Below are 18095 nucleotides of genomic sequence, written 5' to 3'. Positions count from 1 at the left end.
ATTCGGCCATAGCCGATACCCGGAAGCCCGCCCTCATACCTGAGCATACCTGCGGGATCCGATGACGCAGAGGATCACCCCCAGCGTAACCAACAGCATAATTGGGCTGACTGTTTCAGAGAGCAGTGTTGCCGAGAGGCCCAGGCCGAAGAAGGGCTGCAGCAACTGGAGCTGCCCTACCGCGGCAATGCCGCCAGCCGCCAGCCCCCGATACCAGAAAATAAAACCGATCAGCATACTGAACAGGGAGACATACCCCAGCGCGGCCCACCCTTGCAGGCTTATCACCGCCATGTTTTCTGGCATTGTCGCAAAAGTAGCGAGCAGCATCAGCGGCAGAGAGAGGATCAACGCCCAGCAGATCACCTGCAAGCCTCCCAGTTCACGTGAGAGCACTGCGCCTTCAGCATAGCCAAGACCACAGACAACCACGGCGGCCAGCATTAGCAGATCGCCCGTAAACGAGACGGTTGATCCCTGCGACAGCGCGAAACCCATCACCAGCAGGCTGCCAATCGCAGAAAATAGCCAGAAAGCCAGCCGGGGCCTCTCCCCCCCTCGGACAACGCCAAACGTAGCGGTCGCCATGGGCAACAGCCCCAAAAATACAATGGAGTGAGCGGAGGTCACATGCTGCAGCGCCATGGCAGTCAGCAAAGGAAAACCCACCACCACGCCCAGGGAGACAATAATCAGCGACAGGCATTGTTGAGCCCTGGGGCGTTGTTGTCGGCAAAATAAGACCAATGCTAATGCCAGCCCACCGGCAAGGGAGGCGCGCAGAAATGTCAGAAAAAAGGGATCGATTTCCTGTACCGCTATCCGGGTTGCGGGGAGCGAACCACTGAAAATAACCACTCCCATCAGGCCGCTTAACCAGCCGGACCTGCCCCCTGGGCGCGTTTCACTGACTTCGTTTGTTACCATTTTAGACCCCTCAAAGTTAGGACACTACTTCAGCGACTGAAGTTGACTCCCGCCATGCTAAGGCCCACCATTTATGACAATCAAATAATCGTCATGGATACAATCTATGAAAGCGCGGTATAAAGCCATCGTGGATGCGTTTGCCTCCGCCATCCGCAGCGGCATACTTGCTCCGGGCACACGTCTTCCCACGCACCGGGCGCTTGCTGCTGAGAAACATATTTCGCTGGCCACCGCTACCCGCGTTTACGCTGAACTGGAAGCCATGGGTCTGGTGAGTGGAGAAACCGGCAGAGGAACGTTCGTCAGAGAAATTTCCCTGCCCGCAGGGTTGGGCGTTGACCAGTACGCGGTAGCCTCGGATATTCTGGACCTCAACTTCAACTACCCCTCTCTGCCGGATCAGGCGGAACGGTTACGCGAAGCCATGCGGCAACTGGCCACCTCAGGCGATCTGGCTTCCCTCCTGCGTTATCAGCCGCACGCCGGAAGACAAAACGACAGGGAAACCATTGCGTCATGGCTTAGCTCAGCCGGTATTCAGCGTTCTACAGATGACGTCCTGATCGTGAATGGTGCGCAACACGGTCTGGCGGTTACGGTGATGGGGTTACTGAATCCGGGGGATGTGGTGGCCGTTGATGCGCTGATCTATCCCGGTTTTATCGCGCTGGCCCGTTTGTATCATCTGGAGCTTGTCGCCATCCCTGTTGAAGCTACCGGCCCCGATCTTAACGCGCTCAGGGAGCTGTGCCAGCGCAGACGCATTCGCGCGATATATACGATGCCCACGCTACATAATCCGCTTGGCTGGGTTCTGAGTGATGCCCAACGACGCGAACTCGCGCTGATCGCCAGAACCTACAATCTGCTCATCATTGAAGATGCAGCCTATGCTTTTCTTGTTCAGCGCCCCCTGCCCCCGCTTGCCGCCTACGCGCCCGAACGGACGGTTTACGTAACCGGATTCGCGAAAAACGTGGCGACCGGCTTACGCGTCGGCGTCGTCGTCTGCCCTGTGATGATGCGGGGTGCGCTGGAACGGGCTATCAGAGCAACGACATGGAATACCCCTTCCCTGATGGTCTCCATCGTTTGCGGCTGGATTAAAGATGGCACGATTAAACGCTTCGAATCACTCAAAAGACGGGATGCACGTCAACGCCAGGCGCTGGCCCGAAAAATACTCTCTGACTATGCCTGCGTAAGCCATCCCAACGCTTACTTTCTCTGGTTACCGCTTCCGCAGGAGGTTCGGGCTGACCGGCTAGTTCAGCAGTTAGCCCAGCAACAGATTTCGGTCTCAACGGCAGAACCGTTCTGCACCTCAACGCATGTGCCGCACGCCATTCGCCTCGCCCTTGGTTCAGTCAGCATGACGCAGCTAAAGGACGCCCTGACTGCAGTGAACGCGGCCATTGCCTGGGAGACCGATCGTTAAGCGAACCCTGGAATGACCGGCGCCCGGGGCTTAATCGCCAAACAGTTCAGACTGCAAAGAGAGAATATTCGCCCTGAGGTAATCGCCAAGAGGCTTTTGGCACGCTTCGCACAGCCAGTCATCGACTGCGAGGCGCATCGCGCCTGTGGCTGCCATGGCCGCCATTTTTAGCGCCGGCGCGCCTTGTGGTGCAGGCCAGAGCGCGCAAAGTGCGGCATAAGCGGCCTCTTCCATTCTGAGAAACTTCATCTGATTACCCATGCGCAGTTGTTCGTTCGATTGCGTCAGTCGGGCAATCAGTGCGGCAATATCCGGATCCATGCTGATGGTCATGGCCAGCAGCGCTTCACTGACGACGCCGAACGGCGTCGTGCTGTTGCCACGGCTGACTATTTCTGCATACAAAGATTCGGGCAGGCCGTTCTGCCATGCGAGGATAATCTCTTCTTTGGAGCTGAAATAGTGGAAAAAGGTTCGGCGTGCAATACCCGCCGCACTGGCAATGTCATCCAGCGTTGTGCCCTCAAACCCCTTCTGCGCAAACAGAGTTAACCCCGTTTCGGTGAGTTTTCGATGCGTTTCCCGTCGCTTTCTTTCACGGGTACCTTCCGCTTTTTTTAATCCGTCCGACACGTTACTTTCCCGTCACCATTGAAATATTGCACTCAGTGCAATATATTTATTTGCACCCGGTGCAATATTAGCCCGGCAAACCCGGCCTCTACAAGCGCTCCATCGGCCTTCTTTCTCCCATTCCAGGATAATTTCATGATCAATCACATGCCTAAAACGTACACCCCCGCCGGCACCCGGCTTAATCTGGGCCGGATGGGTTATGGCACCATGCAGTTACCCGGCCCACAGGTATGGGGTCCCCCACGCGATAAAGAGGCGGCCCTTTCGGTACTGCGCGAGGCTGTTGCGCTCGGTGTAAATCATCTGGATACGGCGCAGTTTTATGGCCCTGACGTTTCCAACCAGCTGATACGCGAAGCGCTCTGGCCCTATCCTGAAGACCTGACGCTGGTTACCAAGGTGGGTTACGTGCGCGGCGCTGACGCGTCATGGCAGCCTGAGATCAGCCCGGACGGGCTTGAACGCGCCGTGCATGAAAACCTGGAGACGCTGGGCCTGCAGGCGCTGGATGTGGTGAATCTGAGGCTTGGTGGGGTAAACGGGCCCGAAGCGGGATCGCTTGCAGCCCCTCTGGAGGCGCTGCTCAGGCTGCAGGAACAGGGTCTTATTCGCCATCTGGGATTGAGCAACATCACGCCTGCCCAGTTCGCCGAGGCTAAGGCCATCACGGACATTGTTTGTGTACAGAATCAATACAATATCGTCAGCCGAAACGACGACGCATTTATCGACTCACTTGCCGGGCTGGGCGTTGCTTACGTACCCTTCTTCCCGTTAGGCGGCTTCACACCGCTACAGTCGTCGCTGCTCAATCAGATTGCCGAGGAGGCGGGCGCCACGCCGAAGCAGATAGCGCTTGCGTGGCTACTTCAACGCTCGCCGAATATTCTGCTTATCCCCGGCACCTCTTCGGTGGCGCATCTGCGGGAAAATCTGGCGGCAGCGGAGGTGTTGCTCTCACCGGAGCAGATGAACCGGCTCAACACGCTTAGCGCCAGTGGCGGCCACGGTTAGCCTGACGAATAAGGTAACTGAAGCAGCCCGGTTCAGAAGCAGTGCAATTAGCGATACACTAGCGCCTTCGTACGACTCTGCTGCAATACGGCAAGGTTAAATCGTTGTTTTGGTGGTGATCCGTGAAAAAACTGTTTGTGCAGTTTTATCTCCTGCTGTTCGTCTGCTTTCTGGTGATGACTATCCTGGTCGGGCTGGTCTATAAATTTACCGCCGAGCGCGCGGGCCGACAGTCGCTGGATGATTTAATGAAAAGCTCGCTCTACCTGATGCGCAGCGAGCTGCGCGAGATCCCGCCGCGCGACTGGGCGCAGACGTTGAAAGAGTTGGATCTGAACCTCTCCTTCGATTTGCGCATCGAGCCGCTGAACCATTACCGGCTGGATGCCGCTACCACTCAGCGCCTGCGCGACGGCGATATCGTGGCGCTGGATGATGAATACACCTTCATCCAGCGCATCCCCCGCAGCCATTACGTGCTGGCAGTCGGCCCTGTGCCCTATCTCTATTTCTTACATCAGATGCGGCTGCTGGATATTGGCCTGCTGGCTTTTATCGCCATCTCTCTCGCCTTTCCGGTCTTTATCTGGATGCGCCCTCACTGGCAAGAGATGCTGCGGCTGGAGGCCGCCGCCCAGCGCTTTGGTGAGGGGCACCTGACCGAGCGCATCCATTTTGACAGCGCATCCAGCTTCGAACGGCTCGGCGTCGCGTTCAACCAGATGGCGGACAATATCAATGCCCTGATTGCCAGCAAAAAACAGCTTATCGATGGGATTGCCCATGAGCTGCGTACGCCGCTGGTACGCCTGCGTTATCGCCTGGAGATGAGCGAAAACCTCACCGCCGGGGAGTCGCAGGCGCTGAACCGGGATATCGGACAGCTTGAGGCACTGATTGAGGAGCTTCTGACTTATGCCCGCCTCGATCGCCCGCAAAATGAGCTACAGCTCAGCACCCCTGACCTCCCTGCCTGGATCCGCAGCTATGTGGACGACGTCCAGAGCGTCACCCCCACGCGCACGCTGGCCCTGAGCCAGGTGACCGCCGGGGAGTACGGCGCGCTGGATATGCGCCTGATGGAGCGGGTGCTGGATAATCTGGTGAATAACGCGCTGCGTTACAGCAATCAGACGTTGCACATCGCGCTGGAACTGACGGGAAGCCGGGCAAGCCTGACGGTGGAAGACGATGGCCCCGGCATCGCTCCGGAATCACGCCAGCGGGTCTTCGAGCCCTTTGTCCGTCTTGACCCAAGCCGCGACCGTGCTACCGGCGGGTGCGGCCTGGGGCTGGCGATTGTTCACTCAATCGCGCAGGCCATGGGCGGCGACGTACAGTGCGATGAGAGCACGCTGGGCGGCGCCCGTTTTTGCTTTAGCTGGCCGGTTTACCACGTTATTACCCTTCCCCCCCCTGCCTGACCCCACGCGCACGCTGGCCTGACACGGCGTGCTGTGCTATACAGTGAGTATGTTGTAACTAATGAGAGTGACTATGGCGACTTACGATCTTATCGAGCGGCTTAACGGCACCTTCCGGGAGATGGAGCAGGCTCTGGCCGCACTAACCGAAGATCTTCAGCAGTGCCGCCTGCTGGCCGCCCGGGTGTTTTCCCTGCCGGAGGTGGTAAAAGGGGCCGAACAGGATCCGCTGAATACGATTGAGGTAAAACAACATCTTGGGCAAGAGGCGCTATTGATGGCCTTGCAGCACTACCGGCACCTGTTTATTCAGCAGCAATCCGAACGGCGCAGCAGCAAAGCCGCCGTCAGGTTGCCAGGGGTGATCTGCCTTCAGTTAGAGAGCGAACGGCGCGAAACGGTTGAAAACCGCATTACGCAGATTAATGAGCTGAAAGCGGCGTTCGAGAAGATCGTCGTTGAGGAGTCGGGCCTCGCCCCCGCCGCCCGCTTTGAATGGGTGCACCGCCACCTGCCCGGCTTGATCACGCTTAATGCCTACCGTACCCTCACGGTGCTGCGCCACCCGGCTACGCTGCGCTTCGGCTGGGCGAATAAACACATCATTAAGAACTTTACCCGCAACGAGGTGCTGGAGATGCTGGAAAAGAGCATTAAAGCACCCCGCACCGTCGCCCCCTGGTCACGGGAACAGTGGCTGGAGCGTCTGGAGGCGGAATACACGGCCATCGCCGCATTGCCGACCGATGCGCGGCTGAAAATAAAACGTCCGGTGAAGGTGCAGCCTATCGCCCGCGTCTGGTACGCCGGGCAGCAGAAGCAGGTACAGTACGCCTGCCCCACGCCGTTGATTGCGCTGTACGATGCGGATCAGGGGGCGGTGATGCCGGATATCGGGGAACTGCTCAATTACGATGCTGAAAATATTCAGCATCGCTATAAGCCCGAGGCGCAGCCGCTGCATCTGATTATTCCGCGGCTGCACCTCTATGTGGCGACCTGATTATTTCATGCTGCCGACCATCTCTTCCGGGCGGACCCAGCTGTCGAACTCGGCTTCGCTAAGATAGCCCAGCGCCAGGGCTGCTCCCTTCAGGGTCAGCCCCTCTTTATGGGCTTTTTTGGCGATTTCTGCCGCTTTATCGTAGCCGATATGGGTATTGAGCGCGGTCACCAGCATAAGAGACTCATTCAGCAGCTGGCTGATGCGTTCCCGGTTCGGTTCAATGCCCACCGCACAATGTTCGTTGAAGCTCTCCATTCCGTCCGCCAGCAGGCGCACCGACTGCAGGAAGTTATGGATCACCATGGGACGATAGACGTTCAGCTCAAAGTTACCGGATGCACCACCCATATTGACCGCCACGTCGTTGCCCATCACCTGACAGCAGAGCATGGTCATAGCTTCGCACTGGGTAGGGTTGACCTTACCCGGCATGATGGAGCTGCCCGGTTCGTTCTCTGGAATGCTGATTTCGCCGATGCCGCAGCGCGGGCCCGAGGCGAGCCAGCGGACATCGTTGGCAATTTTCATCAGCGAGGCGGCCAGCCCTTTCAGGGCGCCGTGAGCGTGAACCAGCGCATCGCAGGTGCCCAGCGCTTCAAATTTGTTTGGTGCGGTTACAAACGGCTGGCCGGTGATGGCCGCCAACTCTTCAGCCACCCGCACGGCATATTCCGGATGGGTGTTCAGACCGGTGCCTACCGCCGTGCCGCCGAGCGCCAGCTCCGCCAGGTGCGGCAGGCTGTGTTCGATATGGCGCAGGTTGTGCTCCAGCATCGCCACCCAGCCTGAGATCTCCTGACCCAGCGTCAGTGGGGTGGCATCCTGCAGGTGAGTACGACCAATCTTGACGATATCGCTGAACGCCTGGGATTTCGCCGCCAGCGTTTGCTTTAACACATTCAGTTGCGGGATAAGTTGCTCACGCAGAGCGATCACCGCCGCCACGTGCATCGCCGTCGGGAAGACGTCGTTAGAGCTCTGGCTTTTGTTTACGTCATCGTTCGGGTGAACCTTGCGCTCCATCCCACGCACACCGCCCAGCAGTTCGCTCGCCCGGTTAGCCAGCACTTCGTTCATATTCATGTTGCTTTGGGTGCCAGACCCGGTTTGCCAGATGGCGAGGGGAAACTCGTCGGGATGTTGACCTGCCAGCACTTCATCGGCGGCACTGATAATGGCAGTGGATTTCTCGGCCACCAGCAGGCCAAGATCCTGGTTTACTTTCGCCGCGGCGCGTTTGGTCAGCGCCAGGGCCTGAATCAGCGAGACGGGCATCTTTTCGGTCGAGATGCGGAAGTGCTCCAGCGAGCGCTGCGTTTGCGCGCCCCAGAGCTTATCCGCCGGGACGTCGATGGCGCCCATGGAATCTTTCTCACTGCGTAACGTTGTCATTACTTTCTCCTTGATAAACAAATGGGATTGCTCACGTGCTTAAGGAATAAGTATTGATGGCTTCAAAGAAAACGCATGGCGCTTTGTGCGCTCTTATTAAGACCGGGTAGCCCAGGGCTACCCGGCAGAAACATCTTTATTTCACGCAAGCCGCGCACTGAGAGGACTGGATCTGCTTGAAGAAGTCGTTGCCTTTGTCATCCACCAGGATAAACGCCGGGAAATCTTCTACTTCAATTTTCCAGATGGCTTCCATCCCCAGCTCAGGATATTCAACGCACTCCAGGCTCTTAATACTGCCCTGCGCCAGCACCGCTGCCGGGCCGCCAATGCTCCCCAGATAGAAACCGCCGTGCTTATGGCACGCATCGGTCACCTGTTGGCTACGGTTACCCTTCGCCAGCATGATCATACTGCCGCCGTTGGCCTGTAGCTGATCGACGTAAGAGTCCATACGCCCTGCGGTGGTCGGCCCCAGGGAGCCAGACGCATAGCCCTCCGGCGTTTTGGCCGGGCCGGCGTAATAGATGGGGTGATCTTTAATGTACTGCGGCAGCCCTTCACCGTTATCCAGACGCTCTTTCAGCTTCGCGTGGGCGATATCGCGCCCCACGATAATGGTGCCGTTAAGCGACAGACGGGTAGAGACCGGATACTGAGAGAGCTGCGCCAGGATGTCACTCATCGGGCGGTTCAGATCCACACGCACCGCTTCACCCTCTCCCGCTCTGCGAAGCTCGGCGGGAATGTATTTACCTGGATTGTTCTCCAGCTTCTCGATCCAGATGCCGTCGCGGTTGATCTTAGCTTTGATGTTACGGTCCGCAGAGCACGACACGCCCATCCCCACCGGGCAAGAAGCCCCGTGGCGCGGCAGGCGAATCACGCGAATATCGTGCGCAAAGTATTTGCCGCCAAACTGTGCCCCCAGGCCCAGATTCTGCGCTTCCGTCAGCAGCTCTTGCTCCAGCTGGATATCGCGAAACGCCTGACCGTGTTCGTTACCTTCCGTTGGCAGCCCATCGTAATATTTTGTGGAGGCCAGCTTAACGGTTTTCAGGGTGCTCTCGGCAGAGGTACCGCCAATCACAAAGGCGATGTGGTACGGCGGACAGGCCGCGGTGCCAAGGGTACGCATCTTCTCCACCAGATAGTTTTTCAACTTGCCGGGGCTTAGCAGCGCTTTGGTCTCCTGGTAGAGATAGGTTTTGTTCGCGGAGCCGCCGCCCTTGGCGATACAGAGGAATTTATACTCATCGCCATCCACGCTGTAGAGGTCGATCTGCGCGGGCAGATTCGTGCCGGTGTTGACCTCTTTATACATATCCAGTGCCGCGTTTTGCGAGTAGCGCAGGTTGTCTTCGATATAGGTGTTATACACGCCGCGAGCCAGCGCGGCTTCGTCACCGCCGCCGGTCCAGACACGCTGACCTTTTTTCCCGGAGATGATCGCGGTGCCGGTATCCTGGCAGGTAGGCAGAATGCCCTTTGCGGCGATATCGGAGTTACGCAAGAACTGCAAGGCTACGTACTTATCATTTTCGCTGGCCTGAGGGTCGCTGAGGATATCCGCTACCTGCTGCTGGTGCGCCGGGCGCAGCATAAAGGACGCATCGTGGAAGGCCTGCTGCGCCAGCAGCGTCAGGGCCTGGGGATCCACTTTCAGGATCTCCTGGCCTTCAAATTCAGTGACGGAAACGTGGTCGCGGGTTAACAGGTAATACTCGGTTTGATCCTTCGCAAGAGGGAAAGGATCTTGATAATGAAAGGGTTTGTTCGACATTGTGCTCTCACTTACGACATTGCAGATTATGGTTCGGGCAATTTTCCGTTGCCCTCTATAAAAGCGAGTTAGCTTATCCTACACAATTTTTTAACAAAAACTGAGACTAGTACGACTTTTTGCGCCCGCAGGTTACTTCCGGGCGGTTTATTGCTTTAATACGGGCAGTTAATTCTACTTATGAAACAGGGCTTGATAATGCAAAAACTCATCAACTCAGTGCAGAACTATGCCTGGGGAAGTAAAACTGCGTTAACGGAACTCTACGGTATCGCCAACCCAGACCAGCAGCCAATGGCCGAGCTGTGGATGGGTGCCCACCCGAAGAGCAGCTCAAAGATTGACGTTCACGGCGAAGTGAAATCCTTGCGTGACGTGATTGACGGTGATAAAGCCGCATGGCTTGGCGACGCCGTTAATCAACGTTTTGGCGAACTGCCCTTCCTGTTTAAAGTGCTCTGCGCCGCACAGCCTCTTTCCATTCAGGTGCATCCGAATAAACAGGCGTCTGAAATCGGCTTTGCCAAAGAGAACGCGGCGGGTATCCCGATTGATGCCGCCGAGCGGAATTACAAAGACCCGAACCATAAGCCGGAGCTGGTCTTTGCCCTTACCCCCTTCCTGGCGATGAATGCGTTCCGCGAGTTTTCGGAAATCGTCTCGTTGCTGCAGCCGGTAGCCGGGGCCCATACCGCTATCGCCCATTTCCTGGAAAATCCCAATGCCGAAGGGCTAAGCCAGCTGTTCGCCAGTCTGCTGAACATGCAGGGCGAGGAGAAAGCCCATGCGCTGGCCGTGCTGGCCGCGGCGCTGAACAGCCAGCAGGGTGAGCCGTGGGAGACCATCCGTCTGATTGCGCAGTTCTATCCGGACGACAGCGGCCTCTTCTCTCCGCTGCTGCTGAACGTGGTGAAGCTGAATCCAGGGGAAGCGATGTTCCTCTTTGCCGAGACGCCGCACGCGTATCTGCAGGGTGTCGCGCTGGAGGTGATGGCCAACTCCGATAACGTGCTGCGCGCAGGCCTGACGCCGAAGTACATCGATATTCCGGAGCTGGTGGCCAACGTCAAGTTCGAAGCTAAACCGGCGGCAGAGCTGTTAACCCAGCCGGTGAAAAACGGTGCGGAACTGGACTTCCCTATCCCGGTTGATGATTTTGCCTTTGCTCTGCACGACCTGAGCCACAACGAAACGGCGATTGCCCAGCAAAGCGCGGCAATTCTCTTCTGCGTTGAAGGAGAAGCGGTACTCAGCCAGGGCGAGCAGCGTCTGGTGCTCAAACCTGGCGAATCGGCCATTATCAGCGCCAGTGAGCCGCCGGTCAGCGTCAGCGGCGTGGGTCGACTGGCCCGGGTTTTCAATAAGCTATAGTCACTTACTGAATTTTTTAACAACTCTTGCTAAGCTAGTGAGAGCCTTTTCCATCACCAGGCGGTATTTACCGCCTGGTTTCATTTTAGGGATAATCAGAATGAAAAAATCGGTCGTAGCGGTTGGCGTTATTGTTGCATTAGGCGTGATCTGGACGGGTGCGTCCTGGTACACCGGAAAACAGCTGGACACCCGTCTGGCCGAGATGGTGGCGCAGGCGAACAACGAAATTAAGCGCACCGCCCCGGAAGCCGGGCTGGCGCTGAGTTATCAGGATTATCAGCGCGGGCTGTTCAGCAGCAAAATGCAGCTGGTGGTTAAGCCGGCTGCAGGCAGCCAGGAGAGCTGGCTGAAGCCAGGCCAGAGCGTGGTGCTGGATGAGGTGGTCGATCATGGTCCCTTCCCTGCGGCGCAGCTAAAACATTTCAACCTCATCCCCTCGATGGCGTCGGTGAAAACCACCCTGGTGAATAACGAAGCGACAAAGCCGCTGTTTGATCTGGCGAAGAACCAGTCCCCGTTTGAGGTCAATACGCGCATCAGTTACGGCGGTGACACCTCCTCTGACATCGACCTGAAGGCGCTGAACTATGAACAAGGCGACGAAAAAGTGGCCTTTAGCGGCGGTCACTTCAAGCTGGATGCCGATCGCGAGGGCAACGTCTTCTCGCTGACCGGTGACGCCGCCAGCGGGCTGGTGAACGCGGTTAACGAATATGGCCAAAAGGTTCAGTTGACCTTCAACAACCTGAAAACCGATGGCAACAGCCGACTGACCTCCTTTGACGAACGCATCGGCGATCAGAAACTGACCCTGGATAAGCTGGCCATCGCCGTGGAAGGGAAAGAGATGGCGGTGCTGGAGGGTATGGATCTGGACGGCAAGTCCGAGGTCTCTAAAGATGGCAAGAGCATCGATAGCCAGCTGGATTACACCCTGAAGAGCCTGAAAGTGCAGAATCAGGATCTGGGCAGCGGCAAGCTGGCCCTCAAAATTGGCAATATTGACGGCCAGGCATGGCACCAGTTTAGCCAGCAGTATCGCGCCCAGAGCCAGGCCGCGTTGGCGGACAAAGCGCTGATGGAGAGCAACCCGGCGCTGTACCAGCAGAAAGTGATGGACGCATTCTATGGCAATCTGCCGCTGCTGCTGAAAGGCGAACCGGTGATCACCATTGCGCCGCTGAGCTGGAAAAACAGTAAAGGCGAAACGAACTTCAACCTGTCGCTGTTCCTGAAAGATCCGGCCACCGCGACCGGCGAAGCCCAGACCCTGACCCAGGAAGTGGATCGCAGCGTGAAATCGCTGGAGAGCAAACTGACGGTGCCGGTAGATATGGCGACCGAGCTGATGACCCAGATTGCGAAGCTGGAAGGGTATAAGGACGAGGATGCCGGCAAGCTGGCGAATCAACAGGTGAAAGGCGTTGCGGCGATGGGCCAGATGTTCCGCATCACTACCCTGCAAGATAACGTGATTGGCGCCAGCCTGCAGTACGCTAACGGCCAGGTCACCCTGAACGGACAGAAGATGTCGCTGGAAGAGTTTATCGGTATGTTCGGTATGCCAACGCTGGGTCTGCCGACACCGGCAGCACCTGCTGCTCCTGCGGCGCCTGCTGTTCCTCAGCAGTAAGCCTGAACCTGAAAAGCCCCGCCAATGCGGGGCTTTTTTTATATCTGGCTTCAGGATTTATTCAAATCGATACGCAAAATGCGCTCTTTTGCCCCTTTCACAAACACGTCCGGATCCCAGTCGCGGTTAAAGCCCTCTTTGATGCCGACAAAGAGCGTATCCATATCCGCTGAGAGCGCCATCTGGTTCGGGTAGACCGGTACCACAAATTCTCTGGTCACCTTATAGTTTTTCGCATCGATAACGCTAAGGGTACCGCTGGTAAAATTCGTGACGTAAAGCTCGTTATACTTCGGGTTGTATTTTACCGCATTGGCGCCCGCCCCGGTGTGCACGAAGCCGAGCTGTTTGCCATCGCGCAGATCGAAAATATAAAGGCCGTCATCGGGGCCGCTGCGATCTTCATGGTTAAAGACCACCACAAACGCGCGCTGCGAAGCCGAATCCACGGCCAGATTCTGCACGCTGCTGATCTGCGGCTTAACATTTTTCAGGGGGATGGTGCGTTGTACCTTCTGCGTCTTCGCATCGATCTCATTGATATAATCCCGGCCGCCCACGTAGATTTTCTGTGTCTTATCATCCAGCGTCAGGCCATAGGCGGTGCCGCTATAGGCTCCCTCCACTTCACCCTTCAGCGCCAGGGTTGCCCCATCCAGCATCAACAATTTATGCACCGGCTGCATCCCTTCCCCGCTTTTCAGCATATTGCTGTAACTGACGAAAAGCGTGTCAGAGGCCGGGCTGTATACCATATGCCGCAGATGTTCGAAGCGCGCATCGGCCGCGTTGGCGAGATTGAAACTCAGCTTGTCGCTGGTTTTAAGCAGTTTACCCGTTTCGCTGTCCAGCAGGCTGATACGCAGCGAAGCCGACTGGGTATGGCCCACATAAAGCCGATGCCGCGTCGGGGCGAGCGCCAGAGAGAAGGCGCGGTATGGCATCTCAAGACGCTGCTCTACCGCCAGCGTTTCCGGGTTAAAGGTATAGAGAAAGCCCTTATTGGCCGCCCGGTTCATGCGGTCTGTCACCGCGACGAAAAGATGGTGGCCACTGTTGTCGTAGGCCAGCTCGTAAAGACCTTCGTTGGCATCCTCAAGATAGTTCGTTGAGAGCGCAAAGCGGGTCAGTTCGCGTGCGGGTGGATCGATGGCCAGCGCCAGGGTGGGGAGGAGCGTGGCCAGACAGAGCCCGGCAAGTTGTAGTGATAAACGAGAACGGTTCATAAAATTTCCTGATCAGTGTACAAAAAGTTGATGCTCAGAACTGAATTTCGCCGCCGAAGACGTAAGTCCGCCCGCGCGCCGTGGTGTTCACGCTGGCACCCTCCTGGGCATAGTCGAGACTCTGGTTCATGCGATTGAGGGCTTCGGCGTAATCGCGGTTCGTCACGTTCTGTACGCTAAAGCGCAGCAGGACGTTGTCGGTCATCTGCCAACTGCTATAGAGGTCGATCACCGTCGGGATATTGGGCATCTTCTCTTTAGGAACGCTGTTGGTGTCGGTGCTTATCCCTTCAGTGCTCAGGCGTTTGGATTTACCGGTAAATTTCACCAGGCTGCCAAGGGTGACTTTTTGATCGAACAGACGCCCGCCAATATCCAGCGTGGCGTAGCTCTCGGGAAGATCGCTCATATCGCTGTAGGCGAAGCTGTAAACGGTGCTGGCAATAGAAGTGGGCTGGTCGGTCTGCTGTTTGCTCCACGCGAGGTTGGCATAAGCGAAGCCCACATCGTAGCCCGCCTCGATCTCATACCCTTTGGTGGTGACAGGTGACGTGGTGTTGACGTAGACGTTCGCGTTGAAGCCACCAAAGGAGTTCTCAAGGTCATGACAGAGCTGGCCGCTGTAGCAGAGCATAAAGGATTCACTGGTGATGTAATCTTTTATCCGGGTGTGATAAGCCAGCGCCTTCAGGTGGAAACTGTCCTGCTCCAGCAGCAACCCTTTCTTGTTCACGTTAAAACCAGCCTCCCAGGTCTCGGCTTTCTCGGGCTTAAGGAAGGGGTTCATCGAGGCGCCGCCCTCGTTAGCGAAGAAGACCTCCTGCACGTTTGGCGCGCGTGACGAGTGACTCCAGCTCACGAAAGGTTGCAGCCACGGGGTGACCTGTGCAGAGAGCGTGGCCGACGGATTGAAGGCCTTGTCATCCAGTCGGAGCGTGGTGGCCCCCTGTGGGAAACATTTCTCGTTATCGGCACAGGCGGGTTTGTGCCCCTCGACCTGGCTGCGGGTATAATTCAGGTTGAGATCCAGCTGGTAGATATCTTTATTCAGCGTCAGTCCTGTATAGAGGGCGGAAATCTTCTGTTTTCCTGCCGGGGCAAAGGCATTGCGATCGGTTTCCGTACTCTGCACAAAACGGCGACTGTAGCGCGTGTCCATCACCTTGCCGCCTACCTGAAATTCGGCATACAGATCCTCTGCCAGCGTAAACCGGCTGGTGTTATTCAGATCGACAGCATTGGATTTATTGGTGGTGGACGAGCGGTTAAAATTATAAAGCGACTCGGGCTTATAAGATTGATTCCCGCGGCTGGTGCTGGCCAGCAGATTAAAATCGATCAGCTCATTCAGCGGTGTATAGTTATAACGCACAGCGTAATCGTCGCTGGTAATATCCCTGCGGGTAAAGGTATTACTGTAATTTCTGCCGGAGAGTTCGATTTTATTAAATTCGTCCGGATTGAAATTCAGTTTATAGATTTCTGAATGCGGCTCCTGGCGCAGGTATTTATTATCTTCGCCGATAAAATCTTTACTGCTGCGCCCCCCGCCGTTTTTATAGGTGGCATAGGTCCGCGTGCCGCTAATGCCGACCATTGCCCCGAGTCCGCCACCGTTGGCAAAGGGATCCGTTTTCCCGGCAACCGCCACCATGCCGGTGCGCCCCAGGCCATTATCTCCGACCTTAAAGCGTGAAAGCACCCCGGTCTGTCGCCCCGCCATTAGCACATCATCAACGCCCAGGGTACGCATATTGGCGCTTCCGGCCAGAGCGTTAACCCCCTGAGAACCGGCGCTATTTCCACGTGTGACATCGACCTCGGCCAGGAAGTTAGGATCGAGCGGCACGCCTGCCGCGGTGTTGGCGCCGCCGTGATAGTTCGCCGGAGCCATCCCAAAGAAGGTCTGGGTAACGCCATCCACCATCGTATTGACGCGACCCAGCCCGTTCATCCCGCGGATATTTACGCTCACCGTTCCCTGTAAAGGATCGATTTGGGTATAGGTCCCCGCCATGCTGCGAAGCGAAGCATCCAGACTCTGCAAATTTTTATTCAGCGTCCTTGAGCTGTAAGCGCCCGGCCGGGTATAGCTCTCGACAGAAGAGCCAACCTGTCGTTTCTCCTCCAGCGGATTATCGGTAATGGTTAGCGGTGAAAAGACCGATTCCCCCTCCTGTTCCGCCGCAAAGGCATGACCGTGCACAATAAGCAGCCCGGTCAGCAGCCCCTTAACCATGTGTGACTTTTCCATAATCAATTCCTGATATTTTTATTTTCAAGGAAAAATGAGCAGCCGCGCCCCTCCTTCTTATTTCGAAGGATGACAGCGCATTGCTCAGAGCAAAAAAAATCCGCAGAGCGCGTGTTAGTTAATTAGCGCCCCTGCATATAATGAAATCGACTTCGCGAAAATGAATTACGTGGTTCTGTTTTTTATTAGATATTTGTTAAACCAAATTCCACCGGCAATGTGACTATTTGCATGCCGCTTTTGACAATCTCCTTTGGCGGCGGTGGGAGCGGGCTCGCCTTCTCCAGCGCCATGAGTGCCGCTCTGTCCAGTGACAGCGTGCCGGACGAGGAGACCAGCTGTGAGCTCAGCACATCGCCCCGCTCATTGACGCGAAACATAATCACGGCCGTACCGGAGCGTTTACGCCGACGAGCATCTTGTGGATAGTTGCGCATTTTGTTGATCTTGCCTTTAACCAGCGATTCCCAGCCGATTTTACGCTGGCTGATATGCGCCGAATCGGTATCCAGCGGGGCGGCGGTACGCTGCGTCTGTACCGTCTGAACTGGCGGGGCGGCCAGACTGGTCATGCTTGCGTTGCCCTTCTCCTCTTTTTGCTCTCGCTGGGCTTTTTTCTTTATTTCCCTCTTTTTTTTACTTTCGGGATTCGGGCTGGCGGCGGCCAGTTTAACCTCAGCGTCGTCGCGTTCAGGCAGCGCTGGCGCTTCCTTTTGCCGCACGGTCTCCTGTTCACTCATTGCCTCCAGGCTACGCTGCTGACTAATACCGGGCGGTGAATCAGGATGGATCAGCGAAACCTCAAACTCTGTAGATTGTTCCATCATTACGGCGGCAGGCATCGGCGCATCCTGCTCCCGCGTGAAATGAAGAAGAAAAGGCATGGCCAGTGCTAAATGAAAGAGGACGCTTGCAGCACCGCTTCTGAGCCATGAAGCGCGCGGTAAGTCCGTTATTTGAGCGTTCATCGGGAAACGGGCACCGACCAGACAAAATCAGCCTGTTTAACCGATACCGTGGTGCCCTCCGTGGTAAGCATGACCACTATCGGCGCCTCCGCGTGTAAATCCGCCATGTGCAGCGGCACGCCAATGTCTTTCGCTGCATGGTAGCCTCCTGCAATTAATAAAGCCGGGCGCGGCGCCTTGCGCAGCTGTTCCGCCATAAAGCGATCTCGCTGTTGCTGGATGGCGATCATCGCGCGCATCTGGTCGTCTTCGATCTTCCCGTCGTGCATCAGCCAGATGATGGCCGACAAGGCTTCATGCACCTTCGGCTGCGAGGCGTGCTCCCCCGCAGGGAAAACCGGGTGCGTGTAAAGTTCGCTGACCTGCTGGCGGCTGATATTTGCGGCGAGCAGCGGATAAGGTCCTTCCAGCGCCGTCATAACCAGTTCACCATATAGCGTCCACGGCCAGCCTGGATCCCAGCGTAAGGCATGCGCCGCGCGGTTACTGCTTACCGTCGTGCCAGATCGCGTCGCCTCCTTCACCCGATTGACCGCCTCCTGCTGGCTGCTGTTGATCATCTCCAGCAACACGCTCCCCTGCGGACGACGCTTATTCAGGTTTTGCAGTAGCGCATTTTCAATACGGTGATGTTCCACATTGGTATGCTCTTCGCCAACAATCACCATGGGGGCGGTCGCCAGGCGGGCAAACAGTTGCTCCGGGGTCAACGTCTCGCCGGTTGCGGTATCGCGTATCGAGGCGCGCGCGGTGTCGATAGAGGAGAGTGGCTGCTTTTCGGTCGGCAGACTGTGGCAGCCGCCAGGCAGCAATGCGCTGCAGAGCAAGAACGAAGTAAAAGCATATTTCATACGTAATCCCAGTTTCAGACGCCATTTTTTAGCATTATTTTTATATGCTATTAATTTGCGCAGAATTATATTCAGTAATGATAATAATTATCAAGATCATTCGCATTCACATAACCAGTGGGGAGATTTGCATCAAGGGGGCGGTTCCCGCGAAACGCGTCGCCGG

The 18095-nt window shown here is 56.5% G+C and carries 14 protein-coding genes; 6 read left to right on the top strand and 8 right to left on the bottom strand.

The features are described from left to right. Positions 1-33: 33 nt before the first annotated feature. Positions 34-927, bottom strand: coding sequence for a DMT family transporter (locus B3511_RS08790; protein WP_286781810.1), 894 nt, complete (start codon positions 925-927; stop codon positions 34-36). Positions 928-1033: 106 nt separating this feature from the next. On the opposite strand from B3511_RS08790, the gene B3511_RS08785 reads away from it, so the two are divergent. Further along, positions 1034-2368: a PLP-dependent aminotransferase family protein gene (locus tag B3511_RS08785; RefSeq protein ID WP_286781808.1), complete on the top strand. Its 1335-nt coding sequence runs from the start codon at positions 1034-1036 to the stop codon at positions 2366-2368. 30 nt (positions 2369-2398) lie between these two features. On the opposite strand, the gene B3511_RS08780 is transcribed toward B3511_RS08785, so the two are convergent. Beyond that, complete coding sequence (locus B3511_RS08780; RefSeq protein ID WP_207293653.1) at positions 2399-3001, bottom strand: TetR/AcrR family transcriptional regulator; 603 nt, start codon at positions 2999-3001, stop codon at positions 2399-2401. Between the two features lie 135 nt (positions 3002-3136). Between B3511_RS08780 and B3511_RS08775 the strand changes: the two genes are divergently transcribed. From B3511_RS08775 to tus, 3 genes are all read left to right on the top strand, one after another. Beyond that, positions 3137-4018, top strand: coding sequence for an oxidoreductase (locus B3511_RS08775; protein WP_286781805.1), 882 nt, complete (start codon positions 3137-3139; stop codon positions 4016-4018). A 122-nt stretch (positions 4019-4140) separates the two neighbouring features. Next, positions 4141-5442, top strand: a complete 1302-nt coding sequence (gene rstB / locus B3511_RS08770; RefSeq protein ID WP_286781803.1) for a two-component system sensor histidine kinase RstB — start codon at positions 4141-4143, stop codon at positions 5440-5442. A gap of 73 nt (positions 5443-5515) precedes the next feature. Further along, positions 5516-6445 (top strand): DNA replication terminus site-binding protein, encoded by a 930-nt coding sequence (gene tus / locus B3511_RS08765; RefSeq protein ID WP_286781801.1) that lies wholly within the window; start codon positions 5516-5518, stop codon positions 6443-6445. On the opposite strand, the gene fumC is transcribed toward tus, so the two are convergent. After that, the gene (fumC, locus tag B3511_RS08760) at positions 6446-7840 is read right to left on the bottom strand and encodes a class II fumarate hydratase (protein WP_040075874.1); all 1395 of its coding nucleotides are present in this window, start codon (positions 7838-7840) and stop codon (positions 6446-6448) included. Between the two features lie 136 nt (positions 7841-7976). Next, positions 7977-9623 (bottom strand): class I fumarate hydratase FumA, encoded by a 1647-nt coding sequence (gene fumA / locus B3511_RS08755; RefSeq protein ID WP_040075875.1) that lies wholly within the window; start codon positions 9621-9623, stop codon positions 7977-7979. A 198-nt stretch (positions 9624-9821) separates the two neighbouring features. Between fumA and manA the strand changes: the two genes are divergently transcribed. Beyond that, positions 9822-10994 (top strand): mannose-6-phosphate isomerase, encoded by a 1173-nt coding sequence (manA, locus tag B3511_RS08750; RefSeq protein ID WP_286781798.1) that lies wholly within the window; start codon positions 9822-9824, stop codon positions 10992-10994. A 100-nt stretch (positions 10995-11094) separates the two neighbouring features. After that, a complete protein-coding gene (locus tag B3511_RS08745) occupies positions 11095-12630 on the top strand; it encodes a YdgA family protein (RefSeq protein ID WP_286781796.1) in 1536 nt (511 codons plus the stop codon). Positions 12631-12680: 50 nt separating this feature from the next. Here the strand turns inward: B3511_RS08745 and B3511_RS08740 are convergent, their stop codons facing one another. From B3511_RS08740 to B3511_RS08725, 4 genes are all read right to left on the bottom strand, one after another. Continuing rightward, on the bottom strand, positions 12681-13856 hold the full coding sequence (locus B3511_RS08740; RefSeq protein WP_286781794.1) for a YncE family protein: 1176 nt from the start codon (positions 13854-13856) through the stop codon (positions 12681-12683). A gap of 34 nt (positions 13857-13890) precedes the next feature. Continuing rightward, positions 13891-16110 (bottom strand): TonB-dependent receptor domain-containing protein, encoded by a 2220-nt coding sequence (locus B3511_RS08735; protein WP_286781792.1) that lies wholly within the window; start codon positions 16108-16110, stop codon positions 13891-13893. 185 nt (positions 16111-16295) lie between these two features. Then, a complete protein-coding gene (locus tag B3511_RS08730) occupies positions 16296-17078 on the bottom strand; it encodes an energy transducer TonB family protein (RefSeq protein WP_286781790.1) in 783 nt (260 codons plus the stop codon). Next, positions 17075-17929, bottom strand: coding sequence for a ChaN family lipoprotein (locus B3511_RS08725; protein WP_286781788.1), 855 nt, complete (start codon positions 17927-17929; stop codon positions 17075-17077). The genes B3511_RS08730 and B3511_RS08725 overlap by 4 nt, the downstream gene beginning before the upstream one ends. Positions 17930-18095 lie beyond the last annotated feature (166 nt).

It is taken from the genome of Leclercia sp. UBA1284, assembly GCF_002308415.1.
Classification (GTDB): domain Bacteria; phylum Pseudomonadota; class Gammaproteobacteria; order Enterobacterales; family Enterobacteriaceae; genus Enterobacter; species Enterobacter pneumoniae.
Note: the sequence above shows the minus strand (reverse complement) of the source record. Positions and strands in the feature narration are given on the sequence as shown.

What these genes read in the sequence shown, in the direction of transcription:
- B3511_RS08790 (WP_286781810.1), bottom strand. Translation starts at nt 927, where the DNA reads ATGGTAACAAACGAAGTCAGTGAAACGCGCCCAGGGGGCAGGTCCGGC.
- B3511_RS08785 (WP_286781808.1), top strand. Translation starts at nt 1,034, where the DNA reads ATGAAAGCGCGGTATAAAGCCATCGTGGATGCGTTTGCCTCCGCCATC.
- B3511_RS08775 (WP_286781805.1), top strand. Translation starts at nt 3,137, where the DNA reads ATGATCAATCACATGCCTAAAACGTACACCCCCGCCGGCACCCGGCTT.
- tus (WP_286781801.1), top strand. Translation starts at nt 5,516, where the DNA reads ATGGCGACTTACGATCTTATCGAGCGGCTTAACGGCACCTTCCGGGAG.
- fumC (WP_040075874.1), bottom strand. Translation starts at nt 7,840, where the DNA reads ATGACAACGTTACGCAGTGAGAAAGATTCCATGGGCGCCATCGACGTC.
- fumA (WP_040075875.1), bottom strand. Translation starts at nt 9,623, where the DNA reads ATGTCGAACAAACCCTTTCATTATCAAGATCCTTTCCCTCTTGCGAAG.
- manA (WP_286781798.1), top strand. Translation starts at nt 9,822, where the DNA reads ATGCAAAAACTCATCAACTCAGTGCAGAACTATGCCTGGGGAAGTAAA.
- B3511_RS08745 (WP_286781796.1), top strand. Translation starts at nt 11,095, where the DNA reads ATGAAAAAATCGGTCGTAGCGGTTGGCGTTATTGTTGCATTAGGCGTG.
- B3511_RS08740 (WP_286781794.1), bottom strand. Translation starts at nt 13,856, where the DNA reads ATGAACCGTTCTCGTTTATCACTACAACTTGCCGGGCTCTGTCTGGCC.
- B3511_RS08735 (WP_286781792.1), bottom strand. Translation starts at nt 16,110, where the DNA reads ATGGAAAAGTCACACATGGTTAAGGGGCTGCTGACCGGGCTGCTTATT.
- B3511_RS08730 (WP_286781790.1), bottom strand. Translation starts at nt 17,078, where the DNA reads ATGAACGCTCAAATAACGGACTTACCGCGCGCTTCATGGCTCAGAAGC.
- B3511_RS08725 (WP_286781788.1), bottom strand. Translation starts at nt 17,929, where the DNA reads ATGAAATATGCTTTTACTTCGTTCTTGCTCTGCAGCGCATTGCTGCCT.